At 62.5% G+C, this 19,962-nt stretch carries 17 protein-coding genes; 11 read left to right on the forward strand and 6 right to left on the reverse strand.

The window, feature by feature from the left end; translation table 11 throughout:
• Positions 1 to 4: 4 nt before the first annotated feature.
• Positions 5 to 1,264 (reverse strand): type II secretion system F family protein, encoded by a 1,260-nt coding sequence (locus ACE026_RS19925; RefSeq protein WP_486040555.1) that lies wholly within the window; start codon positions 1,262 to 1,264, stop codon positions 5 to 7.
• A 358-nt stretch (positions 1,265 to 1,622) separates the two neighbouring features.
• On the opposite strand from ACE026_RS19925, the gene ACE026_RS19930 reads away from it, so the two are divergent.
• From ACE026_RS19930 to ACE026_RS19965, 8 genes are all read left to right on the forward strand, one after another.
• Positions 1,623 to 2,057, forward strand: a complete 435-nt coding sequence (locus ACE026_RS19930) for a pilin (protein WP_486040556.1) — start codon at positions 1,623 to 1,625, stop codon at positions 2,055 to 2,057.
• Positions 2,058 to 2,136: 79 nt separating this feature from the next.
• On the forward strand, positions 2,137 to 4,077 hold the full coding sequence (locus tag ACE026_RS19935; protein ID WP_486040557.1) for a hypothetical protein: 1,941 nt from the start codon (positions 2,137 to 2,139) through the stop codon (positions 4,075 to 4,077).
• Positions 4,074 to 4,490: a pilin gene (locus ACE026_RS19940; protein ID WP_486040558.1), complete on the forward strand. Its 417-nt coding sequence runs from the start codon at positions 4,074 to 4,076 to the stop codon at positions 4,488 to 4,490. Before ACE026_RS19935 ends, ACE026_RS19940 begins: the two co-directional genes overlap by 4 nt.
• A 75-nt stretch (positions 4,491 to 4,565) precedes the next feature.
• The gene (locus ACE026_RS19945) at positions 4,566 to 5,789 is read left to right on the forward strand and encodes a lipopolysaccharide biosynthesis protein (RefSeq protein WP_486040559.1); all 1,224 of its coding nucleotides are present in this window, start codon (positions 4,566 to 4,568) and stop codon (positions 5,787 to 5,789) included.
• A 16-nt stretch (positions 5,790 to 5,805) separates the two neighbouring features.
• Entirely contained in the window at positions 5,806 to 6,561 is a 756-nt protein-coding gene (locus ACE026_RS19950; protein WP_486040560.1) for a class I SAM-dependent methyltransferase, read from the forward strand.
• A complete protein-coding gene (locus ACE026_RS19955) occupies positions 6,558 to 7,163 on the forward strand; it encodes an HAD family hydrolase (RefSeq protein WP_486040561.1) in 606 nt (201 codons plus the stop codon). Before ACE026_RS19950 ends, ACE026_RS19955 begins: the two co-directional genes overlap by 4 nt.
• Positions 7,139 to 7,810 (forward strand): NTP transferase domain-containing protein, encoded by a 672-nt coding sequence (locus ACE026_RS19960; protein ID WP_486040562.1) that lies wholly within the window; start codon positions 7,139 to 7,141, stop codon positions 7,808 to 7,810. The genes ACE026_RS19955 and ACE026_RS19960 overlap by 25 nt, the downstream gene beginning before the upstream one ends.
• Positions 7,811 to 7,891: 81 nt before the next feature.
• Positions 7,892 to 9,253, forward strand: coding sequence for a hypothetical protein (locus ACE026_RS19965; RefSeq protein ID WP_486040564.1), 1,362 nt, complete (start codon positions 7,892 to 7,894; stop codon positions 9,251 to 9,253).
• Here ACE026_RS19965 and ACE026_RS19970 read toward each other — a convergent pair.
• The 3 genes from ACE026_RS19970 to ACE026_RS19980 form a co-directional block, all read right to left on the reverse strand.
• The gene (locus ACE026_RS19970; RefSeq protein ID WP_486040566.1) at positions 9,225 to 10,238 is read right to left on the reverse strand and encodes a glycosyltransferase family 4 protein; all 1,014 of its coding nucleotides are present in this window, start codon (positions 10,236 to 10,238) and stop codon (positions 9,225 to 9,227) included. The genes ACE026_RS19965 and ACE026_RS19970 overlap by 29 nt on opposite strands.
• Positions 10,235 to 11,383, reverse strand: a complete 1,149-nt coding sequence (locus ACE026_RS19975) for a glycosyltransferase family 4 protein (protein WP_486040567.1) — start codon at positions 11,381 to 11,383, stop codon at positions 10,235 to 10,237. Before ACE026_RS19975 ends, ACE026_RS19970 begins: the two co-directional genes overlap by 4 nt.
• A gap of 98 nt (positions 11,384 to 11,481) precedes the next feature.
• Positions 11,482 to 12,357 carry a glycosyltransferase family 2 protein gene (locus ACE026_RS19980; RefSeq protein WP_486040568.1) on the reverse strand — a complete coding sequence of 292 codons (876 nt, stop codon included), beginning with the start codon at positions 12,355 to 12,357 and terminating at the stop codon, positions 11,482 to 11,484.
• A 142-nt stretch (positions 12,358 to 12,499) separates the two neighbouring features.
• Between ACE026_RS19980 and pilB the strand changes: the two genes are divergently transcribed.
• The gene (gene pilB / locus ACE026_RS19985; RefSeq protein ID WP_486040569.1) at positions 12,500 to 14,224 is read left to right on the forward strand and encodes a type IV-A pilus assembly ATPase PilB; all 1,725 of its coding nucleotides are present in this window, start codon (positions 12,500 to 12,502) and stop codon (positions 14,222 to 14,224) included.
• Positions 14,225 to 14,313: 89 nt separating this feature from the next.
• Here pilB and ACE026_RS19990 read toward each other — a convergent pair whose 3' ends face one another.
• Together ACE026_RS19990 and ACE026_RS19995 are read right to left on the reverse strand one after the other, a co-directional pair.
• Entirely contained in the window at positions 14,314 to 15,699 is a 1,386-nt protein-coding gene (locus tag ACE026_RS19990; RefSeq protein ID WP_121039246.1) for a sigma-54-dependent transcriptional regulator, read from the reverse strand.
• 70 nt (positions 15,700 to 15,769) lie between these two features.
• Positions 15,770 to 17,383 carry a sensor histidine kinase gene (locus tag ACE026_RS19995; protein WP_486040570.1) on the reverse strand — a complete coding sequence of 538 codons (1,614 nt, stop codon included), beginning with the start codon at positions 17,381 to 17,383 and terminating at the stop codon, positions 15,770 to 15,772.
• A gap of 333 nt (positions 17,384 to 17,716) precedes the next feature.
• On the opposite strand from ACE026_RS19995, the gene sucC reads away from it, so the two are divergent.
• Positions 17,717 to 18,886: an ADP-forming succinate--CoA ligase subunit beta gene (gene sucC, locus ACE026_RS20000; protein WP_486040571.1), complete on the forward strand. Its 1,170-nt coding sequence runs from the start codon at positions 17,717 to 17,719 to the stop codon at positions 18,884 to 18,886.
• Positions 18,887 to 18,907: 21 nt separating this feature from the next.
• Positions 18,908 to 19,783, forward strand: coding sequence for a succinate--CoA ligase subunit alpha (sucD, locus tag ACE026_RS20005; RefSeq protein ID WP_137190155.1), 876 nt, complete (start codon positions 18,908 to 18,910; stop codon positions 19,781 to 19,783).
• Positions 19,784 to 19,962 lie beyond the last annotated feature (179 nt).

The following is a 19,962-nucleotide window of genomic DNA, read 5'->3' on the forward strand; positions in this document are numbered from 1 at the left end:
TTAGTTATCCAACTACCGCGCCGAGTTTGAAGATGGGCAGGTACATGCCGATCACCATGCCGCCGACGATGGTACCAATGAACACCATGATCATCGGTTCCAGCAGGCTGCTCAGGGCGTCCACGGCATTGTTGACCTCCTGCTCATAATACTCGGCCACCTTGAACAGCATGGTGTCCAGCGCGCCGGCCTCTTCGCCGATGCCGGTCATCTGCACCACCATGTGCGGGAAGAGGTTGACCTGCTTCATGGCCATGTTGACCGGATAGCCGACTGACACGTCATCGCGCATGCGCAGCACGGCTTCTTCATAGACCTTGTTGCCGGTAGCGCCGGCGACGATGCCCAGGGCCTCCACCAGTGGCACGCCTGCCTTGAAGGTGACAGCGGTGGTGCGGGCGAATCGGGCGATCGCGCTGTTGTTCATGATCTGGCCGATCACGGGCACCTTCAGGATCAGACGATCCATGGTGTGCTGCATCTTGGGGGAGCGTTTGTAGGCAAAAATGAAGCCGATTACGGAGCCTACGCTGACGGCCAGGATCAGCCACCACCACGACACCATGAAACGAGACATCGCGACGATCATCTGAGTGAACGCGGGAAGCTCAGCGCCGAAGCCCCTGAACACGTCCTCGAACTGAGGCACAACCCAAATCAATAGAATGGAACTGACTAGCAGTGCCACCACGACAACCATGGTGGGGTAGAACAGTGCCTTCTTGATCTTGCCCTTCAGTGCTTCGATGTTCTCCTTGTAGCTGGCAATGGTGTCCAGCACCGTTTCAAGTACACCGGCTCCCTCACCAGCCCTTACCAGATTCCGATACAACTCATCGAATTGGACCGGATGTCGACTGATCGCTTCATATAGAGATGAGCCGCCCTCGATATCGGTCCGGATGGATTCGACAAGCTTCCTCATACGGGGGTTCTTGTGTCCGCTACCGATGATCTCCAGTGCACTGACGATCGGTACGCCTGACTTCATCATGATCGCCATCTGGCGACTGAAGAATGCGATGTCCTTGGCCCCGACGGGGGAGCCTGCTGCGCCAAATATGGGCTTGGGTTTTGGCTTGACCACGCTCGGCATGATGCCTTGCCGCCGCAGTTCAGCTCTCAAAAGGTTGGCATTCTTAGCGGGCTGTTCGCCCTTCATCTTGACGCCGCGCTTGTCGGTCCCCTCCCAGACAAACGGTTTCATCTCCATGGTGCTACGCGCCACGGGCTCTTTCTTGATCGCGCTACGGCTGACAGACATACAGGGCTCCCCAGCCGCGCCTTCCCCAGGCGGGCTATCTCGCCGCATGGTAGCCGGTTCCGTGGTGCGTTGGCAGTCCTGCCGGCGGTCCGCCTTGGTCGGCGCGCCGGACCGGGGCCGTCAAAAAGTGACGCAACGGGTCACATTGCCGGATACGTCGCAAATTGTTGTGAGGGGGGTTCCAATCCTGAAGATTGGTGCCATCATTGCGCCGGGGAATGCTGGGGAGCATTGCTGGCACTGTTGGCACGCAACCTGCTTCGATCCACCCGCACGGGCGCCCGCCTCGCTCACCCGGTCCGCCGGTCAGGCAACGGCCCAGTGCCCTATCTATTTTCTACCTCTAGGGGATGTACTCATGAAGAAGCAGCAGGGCTTTACCCTGATCGAACTGATGATCGTTGTCGCGATCATCGCCATCTTGGCGGCCATCGCACTGCCGGCTTACCAGGATTACGTGGCTCGCGCTCAGGTTTCCGAAGCGATGACCCTGAGCTCGGGCGCCAAGACCGCTGTTACCGAGTACTACGCTGACAAGGGCGCCTTCCCTACCGACAATGGCGATGCTGGTCTGGCTCCAGCTGCTTCAATCAACGGCAAGTACGTTGAGAGTGTCACTGTTGGCACTGCTGGCGCCATCACGGCTACGCTGAAGGGCGCTGGCTCGGTCAGTGCAAAGGTTGCTGGTAAGGACTTCGTGCTGACCCCGACAGATGCCGGCGGCAGCATCACTTGGGATTGCAAGACCGGTGGGACCGTCGATCCGAAGTTCCTGCCCTCGTCCTGCCGTTAATTGCTCGGTGGTGTTGGATGTCTGAAAAGGGCCGCCTAGCGGCCCTTTTCTTTGGTAGGGAACGGTTGGAGAGAGTGTCGTGTCCGAACATCGGGTGCGCGCGTTCGCGCGCTGGTCCAAGGCTGCAGCCGTGCTCGCTTTGCCTGTGCTGGGGGCGCTGGTTTTCCTGCCGGGTTTGGGGGGCGGCTTCCTGTTTGACGACCAGCCCAATCTGGTCAGCGACCCGGACTGGAAGCTCGAACGCCTGAGTTGGTCGGCACTGGGGCAATTGTTTGGTTCCGGCATCGCCAGTGCTCTAGGGCGCCCGCTGGCCATGCTGAGTTTTGCAGTGAACCATGTGCTCACCGGGGCCGACCCGGTGCCGCTCAAGGCGACTGGCTTGGCGATGCATCTGATAAACGCCTTGCTAGTGTGGTTGCTTGCTCGTCAACTTATGAGCATGAGCGCCACGCTGACGGAGAAGTGGCGGCTGGCCGCCGCCTGGGCCGTGGCGTTCGTATGGATGGTGCATCCGATACAGGTTTCCAGCGCCCTTTACATCGTGCAGCGCATGGAGGTCGGCGCTGCTACGGGCATCTTGCTGTCACTACTGTGCTACCTGCGTGCACGCGCAGCAATGTGTGCGTGCTGGCGGGCGTGGCCATGGTGGCTGGGCACAGCCTTGGCCGCCGCGTTTGGCCTCGGCTTCAAGGAGACAGCATTGCTGGTTCCCGTGTACTGCCTGCTGCTGGAAGTGTTCGTGCTCCGCTTTGCGGCACCGAGTCCTCCACAGCAGCGCTTGCTGATTTGGGCTTATGCAATTGGTGTGATGGCTGGCCTGATCATCTTCTTCGCTTGGGTGGTTCCCTCCGCCATGTCACCAACGGCATATGCTACGCGTGACTTTTCCCTGTCCGAGCGGCTCTATAGCCAGCTGCCAGCGTTGATCCTTTATCTGCGCCAGATATTGTTACCATGGCCAGAGTCACTTTGGTTTTATTACGATAATTTTCCCATTTCGCATGGGTTATTACGTCCGCAGGGCACCCTGGTGGCCGGACTGATGCTGCTGAGCCTCGCGCTGGGCGGGTGGCTAATGCGCAGGCCCTGGCCTCTGACGGCCTTCGGCATCGCATGGTTCTTTGCTTCCCACGCGCTGACCAGCAATGTGCACCCCTTGGAGTTGGTGTTCGAGCATCGCAACTATCTTGCGCTGCTGGGCGTGGTGCTGGCGCTGGTGCAACCGCTCGGGGCAGCGCTTAAGCCGCTGACCGCCGAAGCGCGTGCCCTGTTGCTGGCTGTACTGCTGACTTATGTGGGTGCTATGGGCTACGTCCAGGCACTCAGTTGGGGAAGTCCGATGCGGTTGGCGCTGACCTTGACCACGCGCAATCCGGACTCGCCGCGCGCCGGGTATGAGTATGGGCGTCAGCTACTCGCCCTCGCCCGAAATGACCCGCAGGCGCTCGGCTGGTCCATGGCGCTCGGGGAGTTTGAGCATGCAGCAGCACTCCCCAATTCATCGCCACTGGCGGACCAGGCGTTGATCATTCTAGGCAGTCGCGCCGGAGATCAGCTGCCGGAGGTGGTGTGGACGCGGTTTGGCGAAAAGATGCTGCGTCGTCCTGCAGGGCCTCAGGAGCTTGCTGCGCTGGAGGGTGTAGTGGAGTGCAGGGTTGAACAACGCTGCAGGTTCGCTGACGAGCATCAGTTGTTCGGGCTGCTTGTCAATATCGTGCAGCAAAATCCTCGATCTTCCCGATTGCGTGGAATCTACGCCAACTACGCCTTCAACGTGGTCGGCGACCGGGAGCTTGCAATGCGCATGATCCGCGAGGCGGTAGCGCTCTCGCCACGGGATCCTGGTTACAGGCTGTGGCTGCTGCAGATAGGGCTGGCATCAAACTTGCTGCAACGCTCGGAGGCGGAAGAGGCCTTGTTGCTGCTGCGCAAGGCCGACGGCCGGGGAATCTACGCCAGTGACATAAAACGCCTCGAGCAGTGGCAGGCGAGCCAGTCATATTCAAGGGGAGCAAAATGAAACAACGCGGTTTTACACTGATTGAACTGATGATAGTTGTGGCGATCATTGCAATACTGGCAGCCATTGCGTTGCCCGCCTATCAGGACTATGTCGCCAGAGCGCAGGTTGCAGAGGGCTTGTCTTTGTCGACCGGAGCCAAGGAGGCGATCGCCACCTACTATTCGGATCATGGGCAGTTTCCGGCGGACAACCTTGCGGCGGGCATGGCTGCGCCTACTTCCGTCAATGGCAACTATGTCCGTTCGGTTACGGTCAGTACGCGCGGCGCCATTGAGGTGGAGTTCTCCAGCTCAGCGAGTGCGAAGATCGCCGGCCAGATACTCACGTTGGCGGCGACCGACTCCAACGGCAGCATCAACTGGAGTTGTGGTGGCCTAGAAGGGAAGTTTCTCCCTTCGTCCTGCCGCTAGGCGATACTCGGGCGTCCATCCGGTGGGTTCGATCCCGGCGTCTTGGGTTTCCTGTGTCAAAAGAGCGCTAACCCGATGCCTTCTCCGCTAGCCCGCAACACGCTGCTGATGATCTTCTGGCAGGTCCTTCGGGCTGGCCTGCAGGCAATCTGGGCTATCGGGCTGGCGCGCGCGTTGGGATTGGCGGGCTATGGCACCTTTGCCGGATTGGCCGGACTGGCTGGTGCGCTGGGCGCCCTGAGCGGGATTGGCTTTGGCCTCTTGATGCTCCAGGCCACCTCGCGCAATGCCCAAGCGTTTGCACTGCATTGGCGCAAGGCGCTGTGGAGGCTGTTCGGCAGCAGCGTAGTGCTGGGTGCGCTCTACATTGCGCTGGCCTTGACTTGGCTGGACAGCCCGGTGGCAGTCACCGCGCTGTTGGCCATCGCTGTCCCAGAATTGCTCCTTGTGCCGCTAATTACACTGGCCAGCTATGCATTCCAGGCACATGATCGGATGGGATGGGCAGGGGCCATGTACGCCTTGGGGCCGCTCGGCAACGTGACGGCATTGCTGGTCTGCGTGCTGGCTGCCGGGCCGGTCACCCTGGCCGGCTACCTGCGCTGGCACGTGCTGCTTGGGGGATTGGTGACGTTGGTGGCCCTGCTTGCGGTAGCCCGACACCTGAAGCCCGATTGGCGGCCCGCCCACGCCGTACCCGCTGATTACGCTGAAGCCTCTGGCTTCTTGGCCATGCGCGTCGTCGATACCGGCCTGGGCACCATCGACAAGTCGCTGGTGTACAGGTTGGCCGATGCAAACGTGGCCGGACACTACACGGCGGCGTACCGTTTGGCTGCGCTGATCGCGCTGCCCGCAGTGTCCTTGGCGATCTCCGCCGCCCCAAAGCTGTTCCGTCGGTCTGGCGATGCACAGGAGCAGGCGCGTTTCCTGCGAAAGTTGGCACTGGCAGGTGTCGGCTTGGGTATCGCAAGCATCCCGCTGTCGTGGGCCCTGTCCTCCGCGCTTCCGTGGCTGTTTGGGGCCGAGTTCGCGCACGCGGCCGAGCTGGCACGCTTGAACTGCTTGTTCCCTGCACTGCTCGGCATGTCGGTACTTGGCTGTACCATGTTGATGGCACGTGGACGCAGGCGGATACGGATTGGACTGCAGCTGGGGGGGCTGCTGCTTTTGCTGGTGCTGATGGTCGCATTGGTGCCGGTGTTTACCGGCGCCGGGGCGATTCTTGCACTGTGCACTACCTATCTGCTGCTGGTCGTAGCGTTGTGGTGGTCGTTGTGGCGGCCCACGCAAGCATGAGAAAAGGGGAACTGGTATGGCAAGGATAACGACTGCATTTGGTGAAGCATCGCCGCCCGAGATCGACCCGGAGGAGGTGGCTGCCTTCTTCGAGGATCGCGCCCGTCGCATGAACGACGTGGGTCCTATGCGTGCGGTCATCTACCAGGACAAACAGGGCGACTTGGCGGAGCGTCGAGACGCCGCCGAAGTCGCGCGCCTTCTACCGCTGCTGCGCCTGGACGGACGGCAGGCGCTGCTTGATATTGGCTGCGGTACCGGGCGGTGGAGCCACCGGCTGGTGCCGTTGCTCGCGCGCTACCACGGGGTGGATGCTAGTGGAGGCCTGCTTGCGTATGCGCGCCTGCAACACCGCGACGACTCCCATTGCCGCTTTACACATCTGCAGGCCGAGCAGCTCTCGGCGGAAGCATTGGGTGAGGCTAGTTTCGACCGCGTGCTATGCGCGGGAATTTGCATATATCTCAATGATCCACAGCTGTCTGAGTTGTTTTCCGCACTCGCGGATATTACCGGTCCGAGCGCATTGATTCTCCTGCGTGAGCCCGTCGCTAACGGGTCGCGCCTCACCCTGAAGGAGCACTTCTCTACGGAGCTTGAACACGACTACCATGCCATCTACCGAAGCGTGCCGGAGCTGATGGCGCTGCTGCAGCCGACGCTGTTAGATGCGGGCTTCCGCGTGGCCGGCGAGGGCGATGTGTATGAACAAGATGATCTGAACAATCGCGCTGAAACCCGGCAGTGCTGGTTCGTTCTGGAGCGCACATGAGTGGGACAGCGTTCTGCTTTGATCTGGACGGCACGCTGACCTCGACGGAGATCCTGCCCTGTATTGCCGCTGAGCTTGGAATCGCCGATGAGATTGCGACTCTGACCCGGTTGACCATGGATGGGCACGTGCCTTTCGAGGATTCGATGCGCTTGCGAACGTTGATCCTTGGCCAGGTCCCGCTTGCCCGCGTGCACGAGATCATCGCGGCGGTGCCGTTGTCCCCCGAGTTGGAGAACTTCGTCGGTACCCATGCCGACCGCTGCTTCGTGGTGACAGGAAATCTGGATGTCTGGATCGCACCAATGGTGGAACGGCTCGGCTGTCGGTCGTTCAGTTCAAGCGCGGTGGCCACTCCAGCAGGCGTGCAGTTGCAGTCCATCCTTGCCAAGGATGATGCGGTGCGGACGCTGCGTCGGAGAGGTGGTTATGCGCGTATCGTGGCTATCGGTGACGGCGCCAACGATGTGCCGATGTTGCGCGAGGCCGATATCGGCATCGCATATGGTGGTGTACACGCCCCGGCGCCTCAGACTGTCGCCGTGGCCGATATTGTCGTCAATGACGCGAGTACCTTATGCAGACTCTTGAAGGCGCTGTGATCGCCTGTGCTGGCCTGGGCTCGCGCTTGGGCATGGGCATGCCAAAATGTATGATCGAAATCGATGGTGTCACACTGCTGTCGCGGTTGATCCATGCCCTGCAGCCGCTTGTTCCGCGCATCCACGTGGTAGTTGGCTACCGAGAAGAGTTGATCATTGAACACTGCAGTCGCCATCACCGTGACGTAGTGCTGGTGCGCAATCCCGACTTCCGTACGACCAATACGGCCCATAGCATTCGGCTGGGGTCGGTTGGCATGCAGCATCGTGTGTTGTACCTGGATGGCGATCTAATCATTGATCCGGCCTCCTTGCGGGCCTTCGTCAAAGCAACCGAGACGGTTCCGCTGTTGATTGGGGTGACCCGTGCCAAAAGCACCCAAGCGGTATTCGTTAGCACCGACGGCGTCGGTGACGCTGTCAACTTGGTTTCCGCCTTCCACCGCGATCCGGCGACGGCATGGGAGTGGGCCAATGTGTTCGCCGGCCCGCCCCAGCTGCTGGCATCGGGCACTCGCTATGTGTACGAGTGCATTGAGCCGCTGCTGCCCGCTGCTGCCTGCGCGTTGGAGCTGTTCGAAGTGGATACGCCGGAAGACCTGGAACTGGCACAGGCCGGTATCGCCGCCTTTGCCGCGGCCGGGTGACCAGTCGTGGCTGCGTTGAGAGTGCTTTTCCTACTTCAGCGCCCGGAGGCCTGGGGTAACGTTGCCTCAGTGTGGGCTAGAATGCAGGCCGACCGCTCGTTTGCGCCCGAGGCTTGGTTACTGCCGTACAACGATGGCGATCCGGGATTGAGCAGTGAACGTGCGGTGTCGCACCGGGCGTTGCTGGAGGCTGAAAGCGTTCCCTATGTGGAGTGGTGCCCGGCACTTGTGCTCGGCGCGGGGCACTTTGACGTGGCCGTGTTCACTCATCCCTATGATCGCGAACGCCCACAACCGTTGTGGTTCCAGAACGTACGTCGCTGCGTCGACATGACTGTCTACATTCCTTACGGGCTGACCGTCGGAGCGGGTGCGAAGAACCTGCGGCTGCAGTTCGCTCAACCTCTACAGATCGGCGCGGATCTTATTGTGGCGCGGTCACTGGGTGAAAAGGCGATGTACGCGAAGTATTGCCCGCGCGGCGATGAACACGTGCAGGTGCTGGGCCACCCGCGATTTGATCACATGCTGCAGGCAGTGCAATCTTGTATTGAATCTGATCTCATGGCTCGGGTCGGTGATCGAGTTGCCTTCCTCTGGAACAGCCACTTCAGCTTCGGCCATCGCTATTCGCAGTCATCCAACTTTTCGACGTTTGATCTGCTGGGACCTGAGATTTTCGAGTATTTCGTGGCTCGGCGTGATGAGCTCTGCCTGATATGGCGCCCACATCCGGCATTGTTCCCTGCGCTGATTGAGCAGCGAGTGATTCAGGCTGAACAGTTGCCGGCGCTACGCAGGGAGTTGCAGATGCTGGGCATCGTGCTGGACGAGATGCCCGGGCACCTGCCAGTATTTGCCTGCTCGCACGCAATGCTCAGTGATCCCGGGTCGTTCTTGTTCGACTACTTGGCCATGCAGCGGCCATTGCTAGTGCTGTTGAATCCAGAAGGCGAACCGCTCAACGAAGAGGCCAATGCTTTGGTGCGTGCATCAGGGGCGGCCACTAGCATGGTTCAAGTGCAGGCTTTCGTTGATGCCGTGATTAACGGTCGAATCGATGCGGGCGCGCTGGCGGAGCGTCGAACGAGGTTCCTGCCCCAAGCCGATGGTCATAGTGCTCAACGCATCTGTGCTGCAATTAGTCCCGCGCCTATTGAAGTTGGTGCTGGCGCGTGGGGTATGCAGGAAAGAACGATGGTCTTCCCTGTCTTGACGAGACCCTTGCATCCGCAGTCACTACAAGATGTGGCCATGCCGCCGGTGCTCGCCGCGATGATGGCCGGGTTGCGAAGCATACGGGCCGAGAAGATGGCAGAGGGATTGATGCGCAAGCGCGTGCGTCGCGCTTTGAATCTGGGGCGAATCTGGTTGGGCGAGAACATCAAGCAGTCCGCCGCTTTGATGGCCGCGGTCAGTCGCCTGCGCCGACGCCGGAGTTGAGTTGGCGGTAAAGATCGATGTACTGCGCAACGGCCTGGTCTCCTCCGAAGATCCGCTCAGCACGCTTTCGGGCGTTGGCGCCGAGCACCCTGCGGAGTCCCGGCTCTGATTGCAGGCGACGCAAATGCGCTGCCATCACATCCAGGTTCCCGACTGGACCAAGCAGCGCGGTCTCGAGATGGCGGCATACTTCTGCAGTTCCGGTGCTGTCAAAGCCAACCACCGGAACCCCACACGCCATTGCCTCAAGGGCGACGTAGCCAAATGCCTCGTATCGAGTAGGGAGGATCACTACATCGACGCTGTTATAGAGCCGCGGCATGTCCTCGGGTGCGTGCCGCGGCAGCACCTCCAGCAACGCATCTCTCTGTCCGGCCTCGCTGCGAAGGCCGCCCAAACAGAGGATCTGGAATCGTTCGCCGAGTCGCAACGCTAGAGCTGGTAGCAAGTCGCTGCCTTTGCGTCGCGACGGATTGCCGACGAACAGGCATCGCAATGGTGTCCCTGGTGGTCGTGCAGATGGCGAGGGGTGGAACTGGTCTAAATCAACCCAATTGTGAATACATGCGATCGGCCGCTGCAGGTCGCGCTGCATGGCTTGGGCCATGTGCCGACTGACTGCGACCAGGCCATCGGCCAAACGGTAGGACGCATCCACCTGCCGTTGGATCGATGCCCGGTGATACAGTCGCTGCAGCGGCGTTCGGTGCGGGGAGAAGGCAGGATCGGCGATGTAGTGGTGCTCGGTGACTAGCAGTGGAAGTCCGTCGCGCTTGAAGGCATGCGCGGTCCAGCTGTTGCAGTGGACGAGCTCGGTTCCAGCGGGTGCACGCACATGTCGTAGTCGTACAGGCCAGGGCTCATGGCGATGCCCGAAGAATTGAGGAACCGCGTCATGGCCCCTGGCGCAGAGTGCCTGGGCAAGCCGCAAGGTAAAAACATCACTGCCACTGCCGGTGCGAATAGCGGGTAGCCAGATCCTCATTTGCTGTCGGCTCTTGAGGTAACCAAGCGGGAAAGTCGTTGTGCGTAGCCTGTAGCCACTGCCGCATGGTCGAATCGTTCCAGCAGCGATGGCCGCAATTGCGCGACCCATGCCTTTCCGGACGCCGGATCATCCAGCAACGCGTTGATCTGCGTTGCTAGTGAAACGGGGTCTCCCGGCTCGGCCAAGTACGGTGGCCACTGGCCATCCTCCAGCTCGCGAATAGCGGGCAAGCGGGTTGTCACCACAGGGCATCCGCATCCTAATGCCTCGACCATTACAAGCCCAAGGCCCTCCTGGTCGCCTGAGCGTGCCTGGACGAAGGGCGTGACCAACATGCTGCTGCGCCGATAGAGATCGGGAAGCGCATCCTGCGGCAGGGCGCCCAGAAAGCGTACGTGAGCCTTCAAGCCGAGCCTCTCGACTTGGTGCTGGCACGCTGCCAGCTCAGGGCCGAAGCCGGCGATGCTGAGAATCGTTTCGGGATGGCGTTGAAGGACGCGTGGTAGCGCGTTGAGCAAATGGGGCAGACCCTTTTTTTCGACCAATCGCCCGACGAACAGGAGTTCGTAGCGGGCTCGAGGCGTCCGCGCATCTGGCGTGAAATGGTGTTGCAGATCGACACCCATGGGGGCTACTGCCAGCAGATCCGGATCTGCGCCGAGTGCCTGCATTGGGCCACGCATTGCGCGGCTGACTACCGAGCTGGCCTGCATTCGATGCATGGTCAGCCGCTTTATGCACGTGGCCAAGCGGCCGCGCAATGCAAACAGGTCTGCCCCATGCGAGGTCACCAGTGTCGGTGGCGTGCGGACGCCAACCATCTGAAGAAGCGCTACCATGAAGGCTTGGGGGAGAATCCAGTGTGCATGGATGACATCAGGTCCAACCGTGCGTAGCAGTCGGCGCAGGCCCCACAGCTGGGCGAGCAGGAAAGTGGGCAACAGTAGCGCGGTCCACGGATGGTGGTGCAGGTTGCCGATGATGCCGCCGTCGTTGACCAGTCGCTCCCACCGCGCGGGCGCATAACGGTAGCGGAAGATATGGACTCCATCCATGCACTCGCGTGGAAGTGCGCCGGCCGCATGCGGGCAGAGCACCGTCACATCAAATTGCCCTGCTAGACGTCGACTCAGCTCGTGCACAAAGCTAGGTTCGTGGTCGTCCCGCCAGCGTGGATAGGTCGACGCTAGCACCAGTAGGCGTGGGCGAGGGTCGGCTGTATCGGGCGAAACCGGCTTACTCACTCCTGGTCCCGCCCGTCCCGAGCCGCGAGATAAGTGAGTCCGGTGATCTGTTCGGAGATCAGCCCAATCAGGAAGATGATCACCGATGCGCTGAACAGCAGGGTGCTCATGTTGGTGAAGCGATGCATGGTGGCGAAGGTGTAGCCGTAGTACCCCAGGCCGAGCAGAAAGAAGCCTGCCGCAATCGGCGCGAACAACTTCAATGGGGAGTACAGCGTCGCAATCTTGAAGATGATCAGCAGGAAGCGGATGCCATCCTTTATTGGCCGGATGTGGCTGCCGTTGCCGACTCGCTTGCCCACTGGAATCGCTACGTAAGCCACCGGATAGGCGCTGCGGAAGAAGGCCATGGTGCTCGTGGTGGGATAGCTGAAGCCATTGGGCAGCAAGTGCAGGAACTCGCGGAACCTTTGCGTGCGTGCTGCTCGGAAGCCAGAAGTGAGGTCCATGATCCTGAACCCGGTCATTTGGCTGGCCATCCAGTTGTAGAAACTGTTGGCCAAGCCGCGGTGGACGTTGGCCTGGCCGCTGCTGTCGCGTGCACCCACGACCATGTCGTAACCCTCAGCCAGCTTAACTAGCAGGGACTTGATATGACTCGGGTCGTGCTGGCCGTCGGCGTCCATGAACACCAAGACCTCGCCGTTGGCGGCGCGGGCGCCCCGCTTAATAGAGGCACCGTTCCCCATTGAATAGGGACTCGAAAGGACGGTGGCACCATGCTCGTGGCCGATCTGGGCCGTCGCATCCGTCGAGCCGTCGTCCACGACGATGATCTCGGCCTCAGGATACAGGCTGCGTAATGCTGGCAAGGTGCGGAGCAGACCCTCCGCTTCGTTCTTGGCCGGCAGGATGATGCTGATACGTTTCACGGTAAGTCCCCAGTTTCCCCGGGGCAATGGTAACCCGCGCTCGGGGCGCGGAGGAGCAACCTTGCAGCTCAGGGGTGCCTATGGCCCAGTCCAGTGTCGGTTTGCAGTAATCTCTAGTCCTGACATGGGGAGCCAGTAGCCAATGAATGCCGTGGTAAACGCCAATCTCGTCGGGATTACAGGCATCGCTCGCCGTCTTGTTCAGGATGGCGTTTTGGAGGAGGCTGTGGCACGCGACGCCATGGTCAAGGCAGGGGCTGCCAAGCAACCACTACCGCAGTGGTTTGCTGAAAAGAAGGTTGTCACCAGTGCCCAACTGGCTGCCGCCAATGCGCTTGAGTTCGGCATGCCATTGCTCGATGTGTCTGTGTTCGACAACAGCCAGAATGCAATGGGGCTGGTAAGCGAAGAGCTGCTTCGCAAGCATCACGTGCTGCCGCTGTTCAAGCGAGGCGGCAAACTCTTCATCGGCACCAGCAATCCCACGCATTCGCTGGACGAAATCAAGTTCCACACCAATCTGGTGGTGGAGCCGATCCTGGTCGATGAAGACCAGATCCGTCGCACGTTGGAACAGTGGCAGTCCAAGCAGGACACGCTGGGATCAGCGCTTGGCGCCGACGACGATATGGGTGAGCTGGATGTCTCCGCGGGCGACGAAGAAGGCGGCATCAGCGACTCTGGCATCGATGCCAAAGGCGACGATACCCCTGTCGTAAAGTTCATCAACAAAGTCCTCGTAGACGCCATCCGCAAAGGCGCCTCGGACATCCACTTCGAACCCTACGAAGACGACTATCGCGTGCGCCTGCGCATCGATGGTCTGCTCAAGAACGTGGCCAAGGCCCCGGTCAAGCTCAACCAGCGCATCGCCGCGCGCCTGAAGGTGATGGCGCAGCTGGATATCGCCGAGAAGCGCGTGCCGCAGGATGGGCGCATCAAGCTCAACCTCTCCAAGACCCGCCAGATCGACTTCCGCGTCAGCACCCTGCCAACCCTGTTCGGCGAGAAGGTGGTGCTGCGTATCCTGGATGGCAGCGCGGCCAAGCTGGGCATCGACAAGCTCGGTTACGAGCCGGCGCAGCAGAAGTTGTTCCTGGATGCGATCCACAAGCCGTACGGCATGGTGCTGGTGACCGGGCCTACCGGCTCGGGCAAGACGGTCTCGCTGTACACCGCGCTGGGCATCCTCAACGATGAAACGCGCAACATCTCCACCGCCGAAGACCCGGTGGAAATCCGCCTGCCCGGCGTCAACCAGGTGCAGCAGAACGTCAAGCGCGGCATGACCTTCGCCGCGGCGCTGCGCTCGTTCCTGCGCCAGGATCCGGACATCATCATGGTCGGCGAAATCCGCGACCTGGAAACGGCCGAGATCGCGATCAAGGCGGCGCAGACCGGTCACATGGTGCTCTCCACGCTGCATACCAACGATGCGCCGCAGACCATCGCGCGCCTGATGAACATGGGCATCGCCCCGTACAACATCACCAGCTCGGTGACGTTGGTGATCGCCCAGCGCCTGGCGCGCCGGCTGTGCAACAACTGCAAGCGCCCGGTGGAACTGCCCGCCAATGCGCTACTGGCCGAAGGCTTCACCCAGGCGCAGCTGGATGCGGGGATCAAGCTGTTCGAGCCGGTCGGCTGCGATGAGTGCACCGAGGGTTACAAGGGCCGTACCGGTCTGTACCAGGTGATGCCGATGACCGATGAGATTTCGACCATCGTGCTGGCCGGTGGCAATGCGCTGCAGATTGCCGAGGCCGCGCAGCTGGCCGGGGTGAACGATCTGCGCCAATCCGCGTTGATCAAGGCCGCGGCCGGGGTGACCGGTCTGGCGGAGATCAATCGTGTGACCAAGGATTGAGCGGCGTCCGCAGATGAGAAAAGGCCCGCGCAAGCGGGCCTTTTGGTTTCTGGGGCGGTGGATCCAAAGCAGCCACCCATGGGGTGGCGCTACTCCATGCCGAGCTTTTTCAGCTTGTAGCGCAACGCGCGGAAGGTGATGCCCAGCTGTGCGGCGGTGCGCGTCTTGTTCCAGCGGTTTTCTTCCAGCGCCTTCTGAATCGCGGTGCGCTCCATCTGTTCGATGTAGGAGGGCAGGGCGCCATTGCCAGCCGGCAGATCGACCACCGCTTCTTCCTGGGTGGGCGGCGCATTGCCGGCACCGAAGCGTGGGGCGTGCTGGGGCAGGCGCAGGTCGCTGGCACCGATGCGGTCTTCCTCGGCCAAGGCCAGGGCGCGCTCGAGGATGTTTTCCAGTTCGCGCACGTTGCCGGGGAAGTGGTACTGGGCCAGGGCTTCCAGCGCCGAGGGCGCCAGCAGCGGGGTCGGGCGGCCGTGGGTGCGGGCCAGCCGGGCCAGGATCGAGGCGGCCAGCGCCGGCAGGTCGCTACGGCGTTCGCGCAGGGGCGGCACGCGCAGTTCGATTACGTTGATGCGGTAGTACAGATCGTGGCGGAAGCGGCCGTCTTCGACCAGCTCGCCCAGGTCCTTGTGTGTGGCCGAAAGGATGCGCACGTCCACCGGCACTTCGGTGGCGGCACCGACCGGGCGGATCGATTTCTCCTGGATCGCGCGCAGCAGCTTGACCTGCATCTGCAGGGGCAGCTCGGCCACTTCATCCAGGAACAGGGTGCCGCCGTGCGCGGCCTGGAACAGGCCAGGCTTGTCCGCATGCGCGCCGCTGAAGCTGCCCTTCTTGTGGCCGAAGAATTCGCTTTCCATCAGTTCGGACGGAATCGCGCCGCAGTTGACCGGCACGAACGCGCCGGGCGCGCGCGCGCTCTGCGCGTGGATGGTGCGTGCGACCAGTTCCTTGCCGACGCCGGATTCGCCGAGGATGTAGACCGGCGCCTGGCTGCGCGCGACCTTGCCGATGGTGGCGCGCAGCACATCCATCGAGGGCGAATCGCCGAGCAGGCGTGCGGCCTGCTCCGGGGCGAGCGGTGCGGGCGCGGCGCGCTCGGTGTTGTTGAGTTCCAGTGCGTGCTTGACCAGGCCGCGCAGCACCGAGATGTCCACCGGCTTGCTGACGAAATCGAAGGCGCCGGCCTTCAGGGCTTCCACCGCCAGATCCATGCTGCCGAACGCGGTGATCATCGCCACCGGTGTGCGCGGGTAGTGCTGTGCGATCTCGGTGACCAGTTCGATGCCGTTGCCATCGGGCAGGCGCATGTCGGTGATGCACAGGTCGTACGGATTGCTGGCCAGCAGCTCACGGGCTTCGGCGAGGTTGGCTGCGGTGCTGATGCGCAGGCCCATGCGGCCCAGGGTCAGTACCAGCAGTTCGCGGATGTCACGCTCGTCATCGACGACGAGGGCGCTGCGGGTGTCATTCATAAGGAAGGAAGATAGCCGAGGGCGGTCGTTGGCGACAAATGTTTGACGGTGGCATGCCGTTGTGCACAGCTCATCCGGCCATCATCGTGTGGGGGCCGGCCAGCACCAGCCGGAAACACGCACCGCCGGCGGGCACCGAGACGTACTCCAGCCGTGCCTGGTTGGCGCGGCACAGTTCGCGGGCGATATACAGCCCCAGCCCGGTGCCGTGCTCGGAGGTGGTGAAGAACGGGCGGAACAACTGGCTGGCAACCGTCTCGGGAATGCCCGGGCCACGGTCCATCACATCGATGATCGCGGTGCGGTCCTGGCGCGCCACGCGCAGCCGCACGCGCGCCGGTTCTTCGGCCACGCGGCCGTACTTGAGCGCGTTGTGCACCAGCACGGTGAGGATCTGATGCAGGTGGCGCGGGTCGACCAGGGCGTGCACCGAGGTCTCGCTGATGATCGGCTCCACGCTGTCGGTTTCCAGCGAGAGGCCCTGTTTGTACTCCAGCACGAAGCGGCGCACGAACGAGGCCAGATCCACGTTCTCCGGATTGGCACGCTCGCGCCGCGCCAGCCCGAGCACGCTTTCGACGATGCCGTTGGTGCGCTGGCATTGCTGGTTGATGATCTGCAGCAGGCGGCGGTCGGTGTCGCCGATATCGGTGGATTCTTCCAGCAGCTGGGCGGCGTAGTTGATCGCCGCCAGCGGGTTGCGGATCTCATGGGCCAGGCTGGCCGAGAAGCGCCCCATCGCCGAGAGCGTCAAGGACTCGGCACGCCGCGAGACCACGGTGGAGTCATCCAGGAACACCAGGGTGAGGTCGCTGCCGGCCAGCAGGCGGGCAAAGCGTGGCTGCACTTCGGGCTGGTCCGGCGAGAGCTGCAGCGGCATTTCTTCGTTGGTCCAGCCGTTGCGCCAGCGCAGCAGCCGGCGGCTCAGCTCGGGCGAGGCACTGCCCAGTTCCAGCTTGCCGCTGCCACTGTTGCCGTCGGCATCGCCGAGCAGGGTGGAGGCGGCTTCGTTGGCCAGGGTGATGCGGTTGGCGCCGTCCACCACGATCACGCCGGTGCGCATGCGGCGGATGATCAGCTCGTTGATCTGGAACAGGTTGGCCACTTCATCGCCGCGCTGGTTGGCCAGCTGCTGGTTCATGCGGGCGCGGTTGCCGACCTGGTAGCTGATGAAGGCGATGGCCAGATAGCTGGTGACGAACATGGCCAGCTCGGCCAGGGTGCGGGTCGGGTCGCCGCCTTCGAGCTGCTTCCAGATGTATTCGCCGGCGGTGGCGGCGCTGGCGGCAGCGGCCAGGCCCAGCCCCATGCCCAGCGGCAGCAGGGTCGCGGCGGCGGCGATGTTGAACAGCAGCGACATCGAGATGCCTGCGCTGGCGCCGGGCAGGGCGTGGGCGAGCAGGGTGGCGGCGATGATGTCGGCAGCCACGCTCCACACCACGATGGTGCGCAGCCAGCGCTCGTTGCGCCCGAACAGCAGCACCAGCACGGCCACCACCAGGTAGCTGCTGGCCACGATGGTTGCCAGCCTCGGGTGGTCAGCGGTGCCGACCAGGCCGCTCAGCGGGCTGAACAGCAGCGCGCCGATGACGGTGGCCATCAGCAGGCGGTACAGCGCGAAGAAATACAGCTCGCGCCGCGGTATCGATTCGATGCGGTCGATCAATGAAGCACTGGGTGACACGCCGGAACTCCCCTTCTGGCATGGGGGCAGTGTAGGGGGTCCGGCCGGGTTTGGGGGCAGGCGGCCGGGCCGGGGCGTGTGAAGGCCGGGCGGAGTGCGGGTGCGGGCCAGCTGCGCGGCCGTGCCACAGGGGGCCCGGGTGGCCGTTTCCGGCAGCTGCCGCAACTGTCTGAAATTGCGCCGGAAACGGCTCCCCGCGCGTGTCTTGGGACTGACTTCTTTGCGCCCGCGCGCCGGGTCGTCCACAATAGTGGGCCCGCCGCGGTCCTTACCGGCGCCCCCGTGAGGGAGCCTTGGAGATGCGTGCGGTCGTTCCTATTCCCACGGTGACGCATGAATTTCCACGAATACCAGTCAAAACAGCTGCTTGCCGAGTACGGCATTCCCGTTCCGGCCGGCAAGGTCGCGGCTACCCCGGACGAAGCGGTTGAAGCTGCCAACGCCCTGGGCCAGGGCCCCTGGATGGTCAAGGCGCAGATCCACGCTGGCGGCCGCGGCAAGGCTGGCGGCGTCAAGTTCTGCAAGACCACCGACGACGTGAAGGCCGCTGCGGCCAAGATGCTCGGCACCAAGATGGCCACCTACCAGACCGCAGGCGTTGAGCTGCCGGTCAACCTGGTGCTGGTGACCACCGCCGGTGAGATCGTCAAGGAACTGTACCTGTCGGTGCTGGTTGACCGTGGCACCAAGACCATCACCTACATCGCCTCTTCGGAAGGCGGCGTGGAGATCGAGCAGGTCGCCGCTGAAACCCCCGAGCTGATCCACTCGCTCAACGTTGATTTCGTTGAAGGCGTGCAGGGTTACCACGGCCGTGATTTCGGCTTCAAGCTGGGCCTGACCGCCAAGCAGGCCGGCCAGTTCGCCAGCATCATGGTGAACCTGTACCGCCTGTTCAACGAAAAGGACCTGGCCCTGGTTGAAATCAACCCGCTGGCCATCCTGGACGACGGCAACCTGTACGCGCTGGACGGCAAGTTCGACAGCGACGACAACGCCGCGTTCCGTCAGAAGGCTCTGGTTGCCATGCGCGACAAGACCCAGGAAGACGAAACGGAAGTGACCGCTTCGGAGCTGGACATCAACTACGTCACCATGGACGGCAACATCGGCTGCATGGTCAACGGCGCCGGCCTGGCCATGGCCACCATGGACGTCATCAAGCTCAACGGCGGCGAGCCGGCGAACTTCCTGGACGTGGGCGGCGGTGCGAACAAGCAGCGCGTCATCGAAGCGTTCAAGCTGATCCTGTCCTCGGACAAGGTTGAAGGCATCTTCGTCAACATCTTCGGCGGCATCGTCCGCTGCGACATGATTGCCGAAGGCATCATCGCCGCGGTCAAGGAAGTGGGCGTCAAGGTTCCGGTCGTGGTGCGCCTGGAAGGCACCAACGTGGAAGAAGGCAAGCAGCTGCTGCGTGACAGCTGCATGGCCATCATCCCGGCCGACAACATCAACGACGGTGCCAAGAAGGTCGTCGCTGCTGTCAAAGCCGCCGCCTGATCCGACACCGAAGGAAATCCAATGTCAGTTTTGATCAATAAGAACACCAAGGTGATCGTGCAGGGCTTCACCGGCCAGCAGGGCACCTTCCACGCCACTCAGATGATCGAGTACGGCACCCAGGTTGTTGGCGGCGTGACCCCCGGCAAGGGCGGCACCACCCACATCGATCTGCCGGTCTTCAACACCGTTGCCGACGCCGTGCAGAGCACCGGCGCCAACGCGTCGGTCATCTACGTGCCGCCGCCGTACGCGGCTGACGCGATCCTGGAAGCGGCCGCTGCCGGCATCCAGGTCATCGTGTGCATCACCGAAGGCATTCCGGTGCTGGACATGCTGCGCGTCAAGAACGTGTTGACCCGTGCCCATCCGGACACCGTGCTGGTCGGCCCGAACTGCCCCGGCGTGATCACCCCGGGCGAGTGCAAGATCGGCATCATGCCGGGCCACATCCACATGCCGGGCAAGATCGGCATCGTGTCGCGCTCGGGCACCCTGACCTATGAAGCGGTCAAGCAGACCACCGAAGTCGGCCTGGGCCAGTCCACCTGCATCGGCATCGGTGGTGACCCGATCAACGGCCTGAACTTCGTCGACTGCCTGAAGCTGTTCAACGAAGATCCGCAGACCCTGGGCATCATCATGGTCGGCGAAATCGGCGGCGACGCTGAAGAAGCCGGTGCCGAGTACATCAAGAACCACGTGAAGAAGCCGGTCGTCGGTTTCATCGCGGGCGCCTCGGCTCCGGCCGGCAAGCGCATGGGCCACGCCGGTGCGATCGCATCGGGCGGCAAGGGCACCGCCGAAGGCAAGTTCGCCGCCATGGAAGCTGCCGGTGTTGTCACCGTCCGCTCGCCGGGCGACCTGGGCGCTGCCATCGCCAAGCTGGTGAAATAAGACCGCGGCCGCGCAGCGGCCACGTGTCTGTAGAGCCGGCCGCTGGCCGGCTGCTCGAAACAGAAAGGCCGCCTCCGGGCGGCCTTTCTGCGTTCAAGGCGATACCCGGAGCGGTAGGTCCCGGCCGCTGGAAGGCAAGCACGCCACGTAGTGGGGGGGGGGGGGGGGGGCTCCTCATC

The sequence above is a fragment of the Stenotrophomonas sp. AGC87 genome (assembly GCF_057333975.1).